Source organism: Nitrosomonadales bacterium, from assembly GCA_016716325.1.
Taxonomy (GTDB): domain Bacteria; phylum Pseudomonadota; class Gammaproteobacteria; order Burkholderiales; family Gallionellaceae; genus Gallionella.
Map to the genome: position 1 here is coordinate 1 of JADJWO010000002.1, position 15,363 is coordinate 15,363.

The window sequence follows — 15,363 nt, forward strand, 5'->3', positions numbered from 1 at the left end:
AGGCGAATGCCGCACCATTGCCGGTCAACTGGAATTCTGGGCGAAGGTCGGCAAGGCCGCGCTGGACAATCCCGACCTGCCGATAGAGTTCGTCCGCGAATTGCTGGTGGCCAAGGCGGAAGATCGCAAGCAACTTACCGATTTTGTGCCGGGTCAGTTCCGTGGCTGATATTCGGGTTTTGCAGGCCAACGCATTTCTGCGAGCCTACAAAAATTACACAACAACCAGAAAGACGCAGTTGACCAAGCTGTAGTCGATATCGTTCGCGATCCCGGCATCAGCGAAGCCAAGAAAGGTGACTTGTCTGGCGTTTACGTCTACAAGTTCGATTGCGTGAATCAACTGTTCTTATTGGCTTACGAATACGACCCTGCGACCCGTGTGTTGCTGTTGGTAGGTACGCACGAGAATTTTTACCGCAACCTCAAGCGCTGATTAAAGGCGTCCTGCGGTAAAGGCAGCCCATACGTCTTTGATTTACAATCTCCCCATCCATCCAGACGGGATAATGCCATGCAGCAACTCACCCTCACCCGCCCCGACGACTGGCACCTGCACCTGCGCGATGACGCGCTGATGTCCTCCGTCCTGCCGGACACTGCACGCCAGTTCGCCCGCGCCATCGTCATGCCCAACCTGCGTCCGCCCGTCACCACCACCGAACAGGCCATCGCCTACCGCGAGCGCATCCTCAAAGCGCTGCCCGCCGGGATGAGGTTCGAGCCGCTGATGACGCTGTACCTCACCGACATCACCAGTGCGGAAGAGATCAACAAGGCCAAAGCCAGCGGCGTGGTGCATGCGGTGAAGCTGTATCCCGCCGGAGCGACCACCAACTCCGATGCAGGCGTGACCGACATCCGCAAGACTTATGCCGCGCTGGAAGCCATGCAAGCCTGCGGCATGCCGCTGCTGGTGCACGGCGAAGTGACCAGCCCCGACATCGACATCTTCGACCGCGAAGCAGTGTTCATCGAACGCGTGATGCAACCGCTGCTGCGCGACCTGCCCGGGCTGCGCGTGGTGTTCGAACACATCACCACCAAAGATGCGGCTGAATTCGTAACGAGCGCACCCGACACCATCGCCGCCACCCTCACCCCGCAACACCTGCTCTACAACCGCAACGCCATGCTGGTCGGCGGCATCCGCCCGCACTACTACTGCCTGCCGATATTGAAGCGCGAGACGCACCGCGCAGCACTGGTCAAAGCCGCCACCAGCGGCAACAGGAAATTCTTCCTCGGCACCGACAGCGCCCCGCACGCGCAACACACCAAAGAGAACGCCTGCGGCTGCGCCGGTTGTTACAGCTCACATTCAGCCATCGAGCTGTATGCCGAAGCGTTCGAGAACGCGGGCGCACTGGACAAGCTGGAAGGCTTCGCCAGTTTCTATGGGGCGGATTATTACGGCCTGCCGCGCAACACCGATAAGGTCACGTTGCGCAAGGAAGAATGGGAAATCCCGCACACCGTCGAGTTCGGTGGCCCCAAGCTGGTGCCGCTGCGGGCGGGCGAAAAGCTGCAGTGGAAGTTGGCAGGATGATGGTGCATTGGTCAGACAATTTGGGGCGCTCCAAAATTTCGAGCACAATTAATAAAAGGCATTCCAACAAAATTGCCGGATTAGACGCCTCGAAGGTGCCTTTCAGGGCGTTTTTAAGGGTGTCTAAATTACGTTAGCCGCACGGAATTACGATAACGACATGCTTACCGACATTTTTGCACATCGCTATTTAGACAGACCCATCTGGTCAGAGTACACGGAACTCGAAAGACGCCTTCTAAATCAAGCATTCGGTATCATTAAGGACGCTTTGCCTTATTACAACTCGGAAGGCAAAGAGATCGAAGCGAACAAAATCAAGTGGAAAACATTACATGACCGCGTAGCAAGAGAGTTGGGCGTCAATGAACTCTCTCAGCGGTATTACTCGTACACGCAGAAGAACTATCTTGGTAACGAGGTCCCTATCTCCGGTTCATTCTCATGGGATCACGTTTGTGGCCAGTTCGTGAACGCCACATTTAACGGTCAGGCTGATCCTGATCGATTCATCAAAGAACGACTCAGTTTCGTAGAATTGGCAATGCGATTTCGAGGAGATGAAATCGCAGAAGTAAATGCCCAGCTACCCAAGGCATTGGCCGAAGCTGTAATACGAGATAAAGGTCCGCATCGTGGGCTCCGACTTCCGGGAAGCGTAGCAGACGGTGTGAAAGCATGGAACGCTACAATAAATTCGAATTACCAGAGTCAAGTCGCGGAGCTCAACGAACGATTTCGTCGCGCGAAAGCACCGCTAACCTACCATAACGGTTTCATCCAGCTCGCATTGGATGAAACAATAGAACAGAACATCGCGAAGCCATTTTGGGCTCTGGTCGCAGACCCACTTTGGAAGAACGTAGACATTGATATGAAAGAGGCCCTGGACCGTCGAGATTCCAATGTCAAAGATCCCGCCATCTTTGCAGCAAAGGCGCTCGAAAGTGCCATAAAGATTGTGTCCACCACAAAAGGATGGACACGTGGAACAGAAACAGGTGCAGCGCAGTACATCGATAACCTCGTAAGCAAGACCAATGGGGGCTACTTAGCTGCCTGGGAGGGAGAAATACTGAAAGACTATTTTCGAAAGGTTCGGAACCCGGTCGGTCACGGTCCTGGCTTGGAACCAATGCCTGAACTTTCACTCGCACAAACGGATTGGGCGATAGAGGCAGCAATGTCATGGGTACGCACACTTATAAGGCGACTCTGATGGAGTGGCTAACAATTCGCTCCATGCGGACGTGCAAAAGCGGCGCGCCGCTTTTGCACGCCGGTGAGCTCGAACGTTAGGCAGAACCGATCATGAGCGCCTCAATACGAGCAACGAGCATTTTTGTAGTTCACAGTGCGTTCCTATTTGCATTCTATGGTTCCCACTTTTTTGGCCTGGCTCTTCCGTACAACGTAGTCATAGCAATTTGGCTAGGTGCTTCTTCGCTTCTCGCCGCTGTCGGTTACTACTGGGCCTTTGCCCTATTCAAAACAAATAGCGCTCATATTGCATCTACCGTCGTAGCCACCTTCGCATCTCTATTCACGGGAGTATTTCTTGCGTTCAACACTTACGGAACTTAAGTCAATGCCTAACCCTGCGGTCAAGTTCGCCCTTCGGGCTGGGACTGCGCTAAAGCGCAGCCCCTTACCTTCGTTCGGCGGATAACTAAGATTGGGGGGGGCGAGGCAAAGTGACAAAGAAGAATCTGGCAATGGCAATGGAGTGGCTTCGGCCTGTCGGCATAGGGCTTTCTATCTTTTTTGCCTACTATTTTGGCCATGATGCGATATCGCAATTTCACATTATGGGTCCATTCATCGTTATGCTCATGTCGGGCACGGTAGCCTTTGAATCTCTGATATTGGGAGAAGTGGCCTCCGAGAAAATTGGCTATGCACCCAATCGGGCTTATCAGATTCAATCGGGTCTGGCCAATGCTGCCACGGCCATGACAGCCTTGCTTGTATATCTCGTGGATTGGGGGCGATATGCGGATGCGACCATCGTTACTGCGATGTTGATGTTCTTTACTTTCTCAGCGGTAAATCATGCCATCACCGCTATCACGGAGAGAAACATGAAACCTGTAAACTTGCTGCGACCGGCGATGGCGTTGCTATTGATTGGATTCCTGCTTCCAGCCATGATCAAAGCGCTCAGTCAGTAAAATTAAAGTAAATACTGGGGGCGGAGCCCAATTGAAATCAAAACACCGACTAGGTCACACTGCGCAAGGAAGAATGGGAGATGCCGCACGCAGTCTAATTTGGCGGCTCCAAGCTGGTGCCGCTGAGGGCGGGGAGACGATGAAGTGGAAGTTGTTGAGGCGATGCTACATCGCAAGTGAATATTGTAATTACTGTATGTAACGACAATGAGAATCGACGGCAAGCTTACCAAGTGGAATGATGATCGCGGCTTTGGATTTATCTCGCCAAATCATGGAAAGGGGGAAATATTCGCCCATATTTCTGCTTTTCCAAATGACGGGCAGCGTCCGAAGCTTGGTGAACCAGTGTCGTTCGAAATAGAAATAGACAAATCAGGCAAAAAGAGGGCGATAGATATTTCCTTTTCTGCTCGCACCAAGATATCGCGCCAAAATCAAAGCAAAATAAAGCCGTCCTACAATAAGCATGGCGTAGCGGGTCGCCTGATGCCAATTCTATTGGTTGTGTTGGTGGTCTACGGGTATGCCAGCTACTCAGAACGAAACAGCGACTCAGCAGAGGCGAGGAACACCGAAAACACATTGCAGGAGAGCTCACTTTCCGCCACATCACAAACAAGCAGGAACACAGAGTCAGCTCAAGTAAATGATAGCGATTCTGAGTTCTTCAAAGCATACGAATCCCGAACAAGCAATCTCCAAATTGAAGGAAGCGGGAGGGTTGTAACGCTTTTGTCTGACGACAACGATGGAAGCCGACATCAAAGGTTTATTGTGCGCCTTAACTCGGGCCAGACGCTCTTGGTTGCTCACAACATCGACCTGGCACAAAGAATTGACTCCCTTGCCGAGGGGGACTCAATCAGATTTTATGGACAATATGAATGGAACGAAAAAGGTGGGGTAATCCACTGGACGCATAATGACCCTAGTGGATCTCATGTGGCGGGATGGATAGAGCATAAAGGAAAAAGGTATCAATAAATTCAGTGGGAACGACAATGAAGATGCCGCTATCCAACTACTTGAATACCTCCCCCGCCCTCGGCGACCGCGTCTATCTGCATCCGTCCTGTCAGGTCATCGGCGACGGAACAATCGGGGGCAGACCACGATTTTCGGGCAAAAGGAAAAGCTAAACTTCCCAGGCTCAAAATAGCACCGAAAGAAATTTGACACACGGTACGCATTTTCGTACGCTCCTCTCATTCCCTGAAAGGATTTGCTATGAATACGTTGACCGCTAGCGAAGCCCGCGCCAATCTCTATCGACTCATTGATGATGCCGCCGAGTCGCATCGCCCTATCGCCATCTCTGGCAAGCGCAACAGTGCGGTGCTTGTTTCCGCAGATGATTGGAGTGCCATCCAAGAGACGCTCTACTTGCTCTCCGTTCCGGGTATGCGTGAGTCGATCAAGCAAGGTATGGCCGAGCCTCTTGCCAAAAGTTCGAAGGCGATCAAGTGGTAGCTTGGTCGCTGGTGTATTCGAAGCAGGCACTCAAAGATGCCAAGAAGATCACGGCCAGTGGGCTCAAGCCAAAAGCGGAGGCGCTATTATCGGTAATCGCCGTCGAGCCTTTTCAAAATCCTCCGCCTTTTGAAAAGTTGGTTGGCGACCTCGCTGGAACTTATTCGCGCCGCATCAATATTCAGCATCGCCTCGTGTATGAGGTCTTTGCAAAAGAGAGAACGGTTCGTGTGCTACGCATGTGGACACATTACGAATAGGCGCAAAGCTGGACCAAGCGCAGACGAAGTGATACTGAAATACCGAACCCGCTGAAAGCTATTGTTATGACTTTATCTTCCTATCTCTCTGCCTCCCCCACCCTCGGCGACCGCGTCTATCTGCATCCGTCCTGTCAGGTCATCGGCGACGTGATCATCGGCGACGACAGTTCGGTGTGGTGCAACGCGGTGCTGCGCGGCGACGTGAATCGCATCGTGATCGGGCGCGGCACGAACGTGCAGGATCTGAGCCTCGGCCATGTGTCGCACAAGTCGGTGGACAAACCGGAGGGTTCGCCGCTGATCATCGGCGACCATGTGACCATCGGCCATTCGGTTGTTTTGCACGGCTGCACCATCGGCAACGAATGCCTGATCGGGATGGGCTCCATCATCCTCGACGATGCGGTGATCCACGACCGCGTGGTGGTCGGAGCGGGCAGCCTGGTGACGCAGGGCAAGGTGCTGGAGAGCGGCATGCTGTACATGGGGCGCCCCGCGAAAGCGGTGCGCAAGCTGACGGAAGAGGAACTCGACTATCTGCGCTATTCCGCCGAGCATTACATGCGGCTGAAGGACGACTATCTGAAAGGATCGGGCAAATAGCGATGTTGAGCAACGATACCCTGCTGATGAACGGGCACCAGATGGATCAGGCGATCGAGCGCAAATGTCTGGCGCTCGGCATCAATTGCGGCGACGAACCGGGTGTGCGGAAGTTCGCGCACGATGTGCTGCAGAACATCGATGCGCTGCGGGATGCATCCTGCAGGGGCGACCGTCAGGCGCGCACCAAGGTCGAGCTGTACGGGCTGGCGATGCTGATGCACCTGACCAACACGCGCGCCTTCGGGCCGGGTTACATGGCGCATTTCGATACGCTGTCCAAACACGAATCGTCGTGGGCGGCCGTGGCGCAGGCGATGTGGCGGGAACTCGATGCGCGCGGCGCGGCCGACGACGAAATGAAAGGGAGCCGCCAATGAGCCGGGCCGAACGGGACGAGATCTATCGCGCCAAGTTGAACATGGAGACCGCGCAGATCGCATGGCGCGAGTTGCAGCGCTATTTTGCCAGCGGTGTCGTGATCGCCGTCAGCCCCGAACTGGATCTGGTGGAGGTGGCGTTCCGGGTGTCGGAAGACGATGCGCAACAGGTGTCGCAATGGATGGACGCCGGCGGGGTCGCGCGTGTGACGGACGAGCAGGCGAAGGCATGGTACGAAGAGGATGCCATGGTCTGGGCTGTGGTGGCGCGGCCTTACGTGCTGGTGCAATCTGTGGACGGACCGCGATAGTCCCGTTGCCGCACCAGTGAAAACGGGGGCTCGCGGCCCCCGTTGTTTTTTACGTCACTGCGTTCACTTGCCGAAAGGTTGCGGACGCGGCGTGCCGTCGACGGATGGTGGCAGGATCGGCATCTGGAACGAGGGCTGTTTGCCGGTCAATGTCTTCAGGAAGGCGACGATCCGGCCGTTCTCCTCCTCGGTGAAGTCCTTGCCGAGCTGGATGCGGCCCATGGTGTTCACCGCTTCGCCCAGCGTGGCAGCCCCGCCGTCGTGGAAGTACGGATAGGTCAGTTCCACGTTGCGCAGCGTCGGCACCTTGAAATAGAAGCGGTCGGCATCCTTGCCGGTGACGGCGATGCGTCCCTCGGCGGGATTGTCGGTCTTGTACGGCTCGACCACGCCGAGCTTCTGGAACGAGTTGCCGCCGACAGCGGGGCCGTTATGGCAGGCGGTGCAACCGCTGTCCTTGAACAGCTTGTAGCCGGCCAACTCATCCTTGCTCAAGGCATTCTTATTGCCCTTGAGCCATTTGTCGAAGCGCGAGTCTGGCGTGACCAGCGTCTTCTCGAAGGCGGCGATGGCCTCGGTGACCTTGTCGATGTCGATCTTGTCGGAGCCGAAAGCCGTTTTGAATTCCCTTACGTAACCCGGGATGGATTGCAGGACTTCAACGGCAAGTTCGTGGTTGGAGGCCATTTCGCCCGGATTCGCGATCGGGCCGCCCGCCTGCGCCTTGAGGTCGGCTGCGCGGCCGTCCCAGAACTGCGCGAGGTTCATGCCCGAGTTCAGCACGGTCGGCGAATTGATCGGGCCCTGTTGCCAGTTGTGGCCGATCGAGGTCTTGAGGTTGTCGGTGCCGCCCATCGAGAGGTTGTGGCAGGAATTGCAGGAGATGAAGCCGGATTTGGACAGGCGCGGATCGAAGTAGAGTTTCTTGCCGAGTTCGACGACGGCCGGTTTGCCGGGTTTGACCGCGGCGATGGGCTGGATCGGTTCGTTACTGCCGGCAGCCAGTGCCATTCCGGGAGCGGCTGACAGGGCAAACAGTCCAATGGACAGTGCCAGTACGCGTTGTCTGGTCATGATGATTCCTTTCTTGATGAACGATGGATTGCGATAAATTTTGACGCCGCCCCGGTAACGAAGGCCACCTGTTATGGATGGCAGCGTACCGGGTTCGACGATAAAGGTCGGCGAGGGTTCCTCAGGTCATTTCTTTTTCATTTCCGCTTCGATGCGCTGGCACAAAGTTTCCAGCACCTTGATGCGCGCGAAGTACTTGTCGTTGGCTTCCACCAGCGTCCACGGGGAGATCTCGGTGCTGGTGCGGTCGACCATGTCACATACCGCGTGCTCATATTCGTCCCATTTCTTGCGGTTGCGCCAGTCTTCCTCGGTGATCTTGAAGCGCTTGAAGCCGATCTTTTCGCGTTCCTTGAAGCGGCGCAACTGTTCTTCCTTGGTGATGGTCAGCCAGAACTTGACGACCACGATCCGGTGACGTGCCAGTTGCCCCTCGAAATCGTTGATCTCGCTGTAGGCACGCATCCAGTCCGATCTGGAGCAGAAGCCCTCGACGCGTTCGACCAGCACGCGGCCATACCACGATCGATCGAAGATGGTCACGCGGCCCTTGCGCGGGATGTGCCGCCAGAAACGCCACAGGTAAGGCTGGGCGCGTTCTTCCTCGGTCGGCGCTGCGATCGGCACGATGTTGTATTGACGTGCGTCCAGCGCACTGGTGATGCGCCGGATGGCGCCGCCCTTCCCTGCCGCATCGTTGCCCTCGAACATCGCGACCACGGTGATGTTCCTGAACCTCGGATCGCGCGACAGCAGGGCCAGCTTGCCCTGGTATTTCTCCAGCTCGGACTGGTATTTCTTCTTCTCGAGCTTCTGCTTCATGTCGAGCGCCTTCAGCACATTGATCTGGTCGATCGACGGCAGCGGCGGCGGCGCGGAGACCTCGGTCTTCTTGCCGGCTTCCTTGACGCGTTTCTGGATCGCATCAAGGATGGTCTTGCCCACGGTCAGGCCACGGTAGCGCGCGTCGTAGCCCTCGACGATGATCCACGGTGCTTCGGCGGTGCTGGTATGGCGCACCACGCTCTCGTGCACGGCGTTGAACTTGTCGTACAGTTTGTAATGTTCCCAGTCGCGCTTGGTGACGCGCCAGCGGGTCTTGGGATCCTTCTCCAGCATCTTCAGGCGTTTCTGCTGTTTATCCTTGGACAGGTGCAGCCAGAACTTGATCACCAGCGCGCCTTCGTCCACCAGCATCTTCTCGAGGCGCTTGGCGCGCTCCAGGCTCTGGTCCAGTTGCGAATTCTTGGTGATGCCATGCACGCGGTTGAGTATCGGCCAGGTGTACCAGGAACCGAGGAACACGCCGACCTTGCCCTTGGGTGGCAATGCACGCCAGAAGCGCCACATCATCGGGCGGTCCAGTTCCTCGTCGGACGGTTCGCCCATGCCGTGCGTTTCCACGAAGCGCGGATCCATCCATTCATTGAGCAGGTTCACGGTCTCGCCGCGCCCCGCGCCGTCCACGCCGCCGACCAGGATGATGACCGGGAATTTCGCCAGCTTGGCCAAGTCCATCTGTGCTTCAAGCAATGCTTCGCGCAGCTTGGGCACTTCCGCGTCATAGGTGGCTTTGTCTATCTTGTGTCCGAGTTCAGCAGATTCAAACATGATGCCCTCCCGATGTTTAGAGATGAAACCTACAAAAGATCCGGTGCGATGACCAGACGCAAGGTGGCTTGTGAAACCCCTTCGCGCTGGCTGAACCACCATAGCGCACCCTTCTTGATGCTTAATGAGTCGTTTCCGCAACCGAGCAATTGCGAGGCGATGTGGCCGAGTGTGGGTTGATGGCCGACGACCAGGACGGTGCCGTCGGCATCCGGCCAACCTGCCGCCTGGAGTACCGCCTGTGCAGAGGCGCCGGGGCCGATGGCATCGGCCAGTTCGAAATGCTTGCCGAGCGGAGCGATGGTCTGTTGTGTGCGGGTGGCGGGACTGACAAGGATGCGGGTGTTGGCGGGCAGATGGGCCTTCAGGAATGCGGCAGTCTTTGCGGCCTGCTTCCTGCCTTTGGCGGTGAGCGCGCGCGTGATGTCCGGCGTGCCGTCCTCAGCTTCCGCATGTCGCCACAGGATCAATTCCACGATACCCTCCGACCATCTATTCACTTGTCAGCATATACCGTATACACTGCTTTTACCACTTTAACGCGAGGGGAATGACATGGCAACCAAGGGGGCCGTCGCAAAGACGGCAAGCACTGCAACAAGACCAGCAGTAAAAAAAGCACCTGCTGCGAGCAAGCCGAAACCTGCGGCCACCGCCAAACCCGCACTCAAGCCGAGCGACATCCTGAAGCAGCGCGACAGGAAAACGAAGAAGGAAGGCAAGGTCAAGGTCGTTCGAGACAGCTTCACCATGCCGCGCGACGAATATCAGAAGATTGCGGAGCTCAAAGAGCTGTGCCAGAAAAGCGGGCTGCATGTGAAGAAGAGCGAGGTATTGCGCGCCGGCCTGAAAATGCTGGCCGAGGTCGATGCGGCGAAACTTAAGCTGACACTGGAAGGGCTGGAAAAGATCAAGACCGGCCGCCCCAGGAAGCACTGAAGTCTCTGCAACCGAACATGCCGGGCCGGACTTGTCCGGCCCGTGTCGTGCGGGATCGCCTTTACCGGAGAACTGGCGATCCAGTTTGAGCAGTTCGGTCTGGGCGCATTTCCGCAAGGCGGGCTTGGCACTCTTGAGGTGGTAACGTCCGTCGCCGTCCATTTCCCACGCCTGGGAATTGTCGCGCAGGTAGGTCTTGAGCCCCTCGTCGATCACGCGCTTCTTGAGCTTCGCGTCGAGTATCGGGAAGCAGACCTCGATACGGCGGAAGAAGTTGCGATCCATCCAGTCCGCGCTGGCCAGATAGACATCGTGCTTCAGCTCGTTGCGGAAATAGAAGATGCGCGTGTGTTCGAGGAAGCGGCCGATGATCGAGCGCACGCGGATATTCTCGGACAGGCCGGGCACGCCGGGGCGCAGCGCGCACACGCCGCGCACGATCAGGTCCACCTTGACGCCCGCCTGCGAGGCTTCATACAGCGCGGTGATGGTTTCCGGTTCCAGCAGCGCGTTCATCTTGGCGATGATGTGCGCCCGCTTGCCCGCCCTGGCCAGCGCAGTCTCGTTCCGGATCGAACGCAGTACCTCGCTGTGCAGCGAGAACGGCGACTGCCACAGGTGATTGAGCTTGCGCGCCTTGCCCAGGCTGGTGAGCTGGCTGAACACCTCGTTCGCGTCGGCGCAGACCTCGTCGTTGCCGGTGAACAGGCCGAAGTCCGTGTATAGCCGCGCGGTGCGCGGATGGTAGTTGCCGGTGCCCAGATGCACATAGCGGCGCAGCTTGCCGTCCTCGCGGCGCACCACCATCAGCATCTTGGCGTGGGTCTTGTGGCCGACCACGCCGTACACCACATGCGCGCCCACTTCTTCCAGTCGCGTCGCCCAGCTGATGTTGGCTTCCTCGTCGAAGCGCGCCAGCAACTCAACGACCACGGTCACTTCCTTGCCGCGCTTGGCTGCGGCGATCAGCGCCTCCATCAGTTCCGAATCCGTTCCGGTGCGGTACACGGTCTGCTTGATCGCCACCACGTTCGGGTCGCTGGAGGCTTGCTGGATGAAATTGATCACCGGCTTGAACGACTGGTAAGGATGGTGCAACAGCACATCACCCTTGCGGATCACCTTGAACATGTTCTCGCCCTTCTTGCGCAGCACGGGCGGGACGCTGGGCACGAAGGCGGGGAATTTCAGGTCGTCGCGCGCGACCTGGTCCGGGATGCCCATCAATCGCACCAGGTTCACCGGGCCATGCACCCGGTACAGGTCCTCAGTGTTCAGGTTGAATTCCTTGAGCAGCAGTTCGGCGATCTGCGGCGGGCAGGTGTCGGCGATCTCCAGGCGCACCGCGTCGCCGAAATGGCGTTGCGGCAATCCGCCCTGCAGGCTGATGCGCAGGTTCTTGACCTCTTCCTCGTCGACGAACAGATTGCTGTTGCGCGTCACGCGGAACTGGTAGCAGCCCAGCACTTCCATGCCGGCGAACAGTTCGCCGACATGCGCGTGCAGGATGGAGGAAAGGAACACGAAGCCGTGCGCGCAGCCGCTCACCTCCGGCGGCATCGGGATGCAGCGCGGCAGCACGCGCGGCGCCTGCACGATGGCGCGCGCCGAGTTGCGCCCGAACGCGTCCTTGCCCTGCAATTCCACGGCGAAGTTCAGGCTCTTGTTGAGCACGCGCGGGAACGGGTGGGCGGGATCGAGCCCGATGGGCGTCAGCACCGGGATGACCTCGCGAAAGAAAAAGTCCTTCACCCATGCGCGCTGCGCCTCGTTCCAGTGGGTGCGGCGCAGGAACTTGATGTCGTGCTGCGCGAGCGCGGGCGTGATGTCCTTGTTGAACAACTGGTACTGGCGCTCGATCATCCGGTGCGCCTGATCGCGTACCAGTTCGAGCGTCTGTTTTGCCGTCATGCCGTCCGCGCCGGTGGCGATGCCGCCCAGCCGGATCTGTTCCTTCAGGCCGGCCACGCGTATCTCGAAGAACTCGTCGAGATTGCTGCTGACGATGCACAGGTATCTCAGCCGCTCCAGCAGCGGGACGCTCTGGTCTTCGGCCTGGGCGAGCACGCGCCTGTTGAACTCGAGTTGGCCGACCTCGCGGTTGAGGAATTGTTGCGGGACGAATTTTTTCGACACGGAGCGGCCTGTCAGTTTTTGGGCGGGACGTAGCCTTCGGGCATCTGTGTGCCCGCGCCGAAGAAATAGTTCTCCATCTGCGTGGCGAGATATTTGCGCGCCTGCGCGTCGGCCAGATTGAGCCGGTTCTCGTTCACCAGCATGGTCTGGAAGCGTATCCAGCCCTGCCAGGCTTCCTTGGAAACGTTGTCGAATATCCGTTGGCCCAACGGACCGGGATAGGTCGGACGCTCCAGCCCTTCGGCCTCGCGCCCCAGTTTCACGCACTGCACCATTCTTGTCATGTCGTATCTCTCCGGGTCGAACTGTCTGCCCCGCAATTATGACACCGTGCCGGTATTTTTGCGCGCACCAGCCCGCAACCCAGAAAACATGCGGGTGCGACAATATGCCGCATTTTCAAGGAAGCGCATTGCACCGATAATCGCCGCGCATTTTTTTCAGGGAGATCGAGCAATGCAACTCAAACGGATTACTTTATATGTCGCACTGGCCGTCGCGCCGAACGCTTTCGCCGCGGAGACGGCGACCATGCCGGAAGTCAGCGTAACGGCGGAAAGGTTGCAGCCGCTGCCGTCGTTGAACAATGTCGGTCTGGACCGGGACGCGCTGGACCGCCAGCGGACGGTCACCAGCGATACCGCCGGCCTGCTCGACGGGCAGCCGGGCGTCAGCCTGTACCGCGCGGGCGGCGTATCCAGCCTGCCGGTGATACGCGGCATGGCGGACGACCGCGTGCGCGTGAAGGTCGACGGCATGGACATCATCTCGGCCTGCGCCAATCACATGAACCCGCCGCTGTCGTACATCGATCCCGCCAACGTTGCCAGTGTCGAGGTGATGGCGGGGATCGCCCCGGTCAGCGTCGGCGGCGACAGTATCGCGGGCACGATACAGGTGGATTCCGCCGCACCCGAGTTCGCGCGGGACGGCGCCACGCTATTGAAGGGACAGGCTGGCGCGTTCTATCGCAGCAACAATGCGACGCAGGACGCCAACCTGTCGGCGACCATCGCCAACGACATGCTGTCGATGCGCTATACCGGCTCCACAGTCAGCGCGAAGAACTACCGGGCGGCAAGCGCGTTCAAGGCGCCCGCCACGATCACCAACTCGCTGACCAACGCCACCGTGGCAGGCGACGAGGTCGGCTCTTCCAGCTACCAGTCGGACAATCACCAGCTTGCGCTGGGGCTGCGCCGCGACAACCATCTGGTCGAACTCAAGCTCGGCTTGCAGAACATCCCGTACCAGGGCTTTCCCAACCAGCGCATGGACACGGTAACCAGCGACAGCCAGCAATTCAACCTGAGCTATCGGGGCCAGTACGATTGGGGCGGACTGGTCGCGCGCGCCTACAGCGAACAGACCCGGCACAGCATGCAATTCCTCGGCGACAAGACCTATTGGTACGGCGCATTGCTTAACGTACCCGGCATGCCGATGGACACCGACGGCAGGAACACCGGTGCGACCGTCAAGGCCGACATCGTCCTGTCCGAGCGCGACATCGTGCGCACCGGGATCGAGTACCAGCAATACCGGCTGAACGACTGGTGGGATCCTTCCCCGCCCTCGCCGATGATGTCGCCCAACACCTTCTGGAACATCAACAACGGCCAGCGCGACCGCACCGACATCTTCGCCGAATGGGAAGCGCGCTGGAACCCGCAATGGGTGTCGCAACTGGGCGCCCGTTATGGCAACGTGAAGATGGATACCAGCAACGTGCAGGGTTACGGCGCAGCCTACAATGCCGCCGCCACCGCGTTCAACGCGAAGAATCGCCAGCGCAGCGACAACAACCTCGACCTCACCGCGCTGGCGCGTTACACGCCGAGCGAGGGCGCCAGCTTCGAAGCGGGTTACGCGATGAAGAACCGCTCGCCCAACCTGTACGAACGTTTCGCATGGTCCAACACCAACACCATGGTGATGAACATGAACAACTGGTACGGCGACGGCAACGGCTATGTCGGCAACCTCAACCTCAAGCCCGAGACCGCGCACACCCTGAGCGCCTCCGCCGAATGGCGCGACGCGTCGCAGGGAGGCTGGGAACTGAAGGTGTCGCCCTACTACACCCGCGTGCAGAACTACATCGACGCGGCCACCTGCGCATCGGTCGGCATCGTCTGCCCGGCGCGGACGGACGGCTTCCTCAACCTCACGCTGTCCAACCAGAGCGCGCGGCTGTATGGCGCGGACCTTTCCGGCAAGCTGGCGATCTCCAAAGGCGGCGCATACGGCGACTTCGACGCCAGCGGCGTGCTGAGCTACGTGAACGGCAAGAACCTCACCACCGGCGACAACCTCTACAACATCATGCCGCTCAACGCCAAACTGGCCGTCGAGCAGCGCATGGGCGGCTGGACCAACACGCTGGAAGCGCGTCTGGTCGACAGCAAGACGCAAGTGCAGGCGGCGCGCAAGGAACTGGCGATAAGCGGCTACGGGCTGGTCAACCTGCGCGGCAGCTACGAGTGGAAACAGGTGCGCTTCGACCTGGGTGTGGAGAACCTGCTCGACAAGTACTACCTCGATCCGCTGGGCGGCGCCTATGTCGGTCAGGGGGCGACCATGGGAACCGGCGTGGCTTACGGCACCGGCGTCCCCGGCATGGGGCGCTCGTTCAACGCGGGCGTGACTGTGAAGTTCTAAAGCAAGCTGCTGTCATTCCCGCGCAAGCGGGAATCCAGCAAGACAACAATTCCGCGTAGCGGACAAAGCCAAGGGGTTTTGTCCGCTGCGCGGAAACATTTTCAATCGACTGGATTCCCGCTTGCGCGGGAATGACGGGGTTTCGGGGGCTTCCCGGAGCTGTCGTTCGTGGATTCGCGTCCGCACGGGAAT

At 58.4% G+C, this 15,363-nt stretch carries 15 protein-coding genes and 3 pseudogenes; 13 read left to right on the plus strand and 5 right to left on the minus strand.

Features of this window, described 5'->3' with window-relative positions; all coding sequences use genetic code 11:
• From IPM27_11340 to IPM27_11395, 12 genes and pseudogenes are all read left to right on the plus strand, one after another.
• A partial coding sequence (locus tag IPM27_11340) for a hypothetical protein (protein ID MBK9162127.1) occupies positions 1–169 on the plus strand: 169 nt, incomplete at its 5' end.
• Positions 162–436 (plus strand): annotated as a pseudogene (locus IPM27_11345) (type II toxin-antitoxin system RelE/ParE family toxin). The gene IPM27_11340 and the pseudogene IPM27_11345, both read left to right, overlap by 8 nt.
• A gap of 78 nt (positions 437–514) precedes the next feature.
• Complete coding sequence (gene pyrC / locus IPM27_11350) at positions 515–1,549, plus strand: dihydroorotase (protein ID MBK9162128.1); 1,035 nt, start codon at positions 515–517, stop codon at positions 1,547–1,549.
• Positions 1,550–1,709: 160 nt separating this feature from the next.
• Complete coding sequence (locus IPM27_11355) at positions 1,710–2,768, plus strand: hypothetical protein (GenBank protein ID MBK9162129.1); 1,059 nt, start codon at positions 1,710–1,712, stop codon at positions 2,766–2,768.
• A 475-nt stretch (positions 2,769–3,243) separates the two neighbouring features.
• Positions 3,244–3,720, plus strand: a complete 477-nt coding sequence (locus IPM27_11360; GenBank protein ID MBK9162130.1) for a hypothetical protein — start codon at positions 3,244–3,246, stop codon at positions 3,718–3,720.
• Positions 3,721–3,933: 213 nt separating this feature from the next.
• A pseudogene (locus IPM27_11365) lies at positions 3,934–4,086 on the plus strand (cold shock domain-containing protein).
• A 123-nt stretch (positions 4,087–4,209) separates the two neighbouring features.
• Entirely contained in the window at positions 4,210–4,707 is a 498-nt protein-coding gene (locus tag IPM27_11370) for a DUF3465 domain-containing protein (protein ID MBK9162131.1), read from the plus strand.
• Between the two features lie 243 nt (positions 4,708–4,950).
• Complete coding sequence (locus tag IPM27_11375) at positions 4,951–5,193, plus strand: type II toxin-antitoxin system Phd/YefM family antitoxin (GenBank protein ID MBK9162132.1); 243 nt, start codon at positions 4,951–4,953, stop codon at positions 5,191–5,193.
• Positions 5,187–5,453 carry a Txe/YoeB family addiction module toxin gene (locus IPM27_11380; protein ID MBK9162133.1) on the plus strand — a complete coding sequence of 89 codons (267 nt, stop codon included), beginning with the start codon at positions 5,187–5,189 and terminating at the stop codon, positions 5,451–5,453. The genes IPM27_11375 and IPM27_11380 overlap by 7 nt, the downstream gene beginning before the upstream one ends.
• A gap of 66 nt (positions 5,454–5,519) precedes the next feature.
• A complete protein-coding gene (locus IPM27_11385; GenBank protein MBK9162134.1) occupies positions 5,520–6,059 on the plus strand; it encodes a gamma carbonic anhydrase family protein in 540 nt (179 codons plus the stop codon).
• Positions 6,060–6,061: 2 nt separating this feature from the next.
• Positions 6,062–6,439, plus strand: coding sequence for a hypothetical protein (locus IPM27_11390; protein MBK9162135.1), 378 nt, complete (start codon positions 6,062–6,064; stop codon positions 6,437–6,439).
• A complete protein-coding gene (locus tag IPM27_11395) occupies positions 6,436–6,750 on the plus strand; it encodes a DUF2288 domain-containing protein (GenBank protein MBK9162136.1) in 315 nt (104 codons plus the stop codon). Before IPM27_11390 ends, IPM27_11395 begins: the two co-directional genes overlap by 4 nt.
• 63 nt (positions 6,751–6,813) lie before the next feature.
• On the opposite strand, the gene IPM27_11400 is transcribed toward IPM27_11395, so the two are convergent.
• From IPM27_11400 to IPM27_11420, 5 genes and pseudogenes are all read right to left on the minus strand, one after another.
• Positions 6,814–7,824, minus strand: a complete 1,011-nt coding sequence (locus IPM27_11400) for a cytochrome-c peroxidase (protein ID MBK9162137.1) — start codon at positions 7,822–7,824, stop codon at positions 6,814–6,816.
• Between the two features lie 126 nt (positions 7,825–7,950).
• Complete coding sequence (gene pap, locus IPM27_11405) at positions 7,951–9,435, minus strand: polyphosphate:AMP phosphotransferase (GenBank protein MBK9162138.1); 1,485 nt, start codon at positions 9,433–9,435, stop codon at positions 7,951–7,953.
• Between the two features lie 29 nt (positions 9,436–9,464).
• Positions 9,465–9,911, minus strand: coding sequence for a histidine phosphatase family protein (locus tag IPM27_11410; protein MBK9162139.1), 447 nt, complete (start codon positions 9,909–9,911; stop codon positions 9,465–9,467).
• 547 nt (positions 9,912–10,458) lie between these two features.
• Positions 10,459–12,510, minus strand: a pseudogene (gene ppk1 / locus IPM27_11415) (polyphosphate kinase 1).
• Between the two features lie 11 nt (positions 12,511–12,521).
• Positions 12,522–12,794, minus strand: a complete 273-nt coding sequence (locus IPM27_11420; GenBank protein ID MBK9162140.1) for an oxidative damage protection protein — start codon at positions 12,792–12,794, stop codon at positions 12,522–12,524.
• Positions 12,795–12,966: 172 nt separating this feature from the next.
• Here IPM27_11420 and IPM27_11425 point away from each other — a divergent pair, with 172 nt between their 5' ends.
• The gene (locus IPM27_11425; protein MBK9162141.1) at positions 12,967–15,171 is read left to right on the plus strand and encodes a TonB-dependent receptor; all 2,205 of its coding nucleotides are present in this window, start codon (positions 12,967–12,969) and stop codon (positions 15,169–15,171) included.
• The last annotated feature ends 192 nt before the right edge of the window (positions 15,172–15,363 follow it).